At 73.2% G+C, this 1,423-nt stretch carries 1 protein-coding gene; it reads left to right on the top strand.

Annotated elements, in window-relative coordinates; all coding sequences use genetic code 11:
• A partial coding sequence (locus ACWGKS_RS29950) for an amino acid adenylation domain-containing protein (protein WP_452525090.1) occupies nucleotides 1-1,423 on the top strand: 1,423 nt, incomplete at both ends.

Genomic DNA, 1,423 nt, shown 5'->3' on the forward strand with positions numbered 1-1,423 from the left:
TGTTCGAGAACTACCCGGTGGACCAGGACTCGGCCGCCGAACACGGCCTGGAGATCGTCGACGTCACCGCCAACGAGGCCACCAACTACCCGCTCACCCTCGTCGCCTACGACGGTGAGCGCGTCGAGGTCCAGCTGCGCTACGATCCCGACGCCTTCGACACCGTCAACGCCGACCGGCTGGCCGACCGCTTCGCCTTCCACCTGCGTGCACTGGTGGAGCGGCCCGACCGCGCCGTCGGCGCCCTGCCGCTCCTGACCGGCGCGGAACACGAGGAGCTCACCCGCTGGGGCGACGGCGGGTCCGCGCGGGCCGGTCGCACCTTCGTCGAGGTGTTCACCGAGCAGGCGCACCGCAGCCCCGGGGCCACCGCCCTGGTCGGCGCCGACCAGGAGTGGACCTACGCCGAGGTCGACGCGCGCACCGACGACCTCGCCCTGCGCCTGCACGCCCTGGGCGTCACCCGCGGGACCACGGTGGGCGTGAGCCTGGAGCGTGGACCGGACCTGATCGTCGCGCTCCTGGCGGTGATGAAGGCGGGCGGCGCCTACCTGCCCATCGACCCCGCCTATCCCGTCGAACGACAGGCCTTCGTCATCGCGGACTCCGGTGTGCGCGTCCTGCTCACGGAGTCGGACCACCAGGCCGGAGCCGCTGCCGGAATCGCCGGAACCGACGACAGTGGGCCGATCCGTCTCACCCTGGACGCCCTGACCCGCCGCCCGCTGCCCGAGGGGGCGACCGTCCCCGTCCCGCCGGAGCCGGACGACCTCGCCTACCTCATCTACACCTCGGGGTCGACCGGTACGCCCAAGGGCACCATGGTCACCCACCGGGGCACGGGCGAACTGGCCGCCTCCATGGCCGAGCGGTTCGGCACCCGGCCCGACTTCCGGGTCCTGCAGCTCGCCTCGTCCAGCTTCGACGCCTCGGTGATGGAGGTCCTGATGGCCTTCGGCGCGGGTGCCGCCCTCGTGGTGCCCCCGCCCGGCCCGCTGGTCGGTGAGGACCTGGCGCGGACCCTGCTCCGGTACCGCGTCGGGCTCACGATCATCCCGCCGTCCGTGCTCGCCTCGGTACCCGCCGGGGACTATCCCGACCTTCGGGTCCTGGTCGTCGGTGCGGAGGCGTGCCCGGCCGAGCTCGTGAACCGGTGGGCGCCCGGCCGACGCATGGTCAACGCCTACGGGCCCACCGAGATCACCATCGCCGCCTCCCTGAGCGACCCCCTGGCCACGGGCGGCAGCCCGCCCATCGGCCGACCGGTCCAGGGCACCCGGCTACGTGTGCTGGACCGTGGTCTGCGCCCCGTGCCCGGGGGAGTGGTCGGCGAGCTGTACGTGGGTGGTGCGGGTGTGGCGCGGGGGTATTGGGGGCGTTCGGGGTTGACGGCGGAGCGTTTCGTCGCCGATCCGTTCGGTTC

It is taken from the genome of Nocardiopsis sp. NPDC055879 (genome assembly GCF_053615935.1).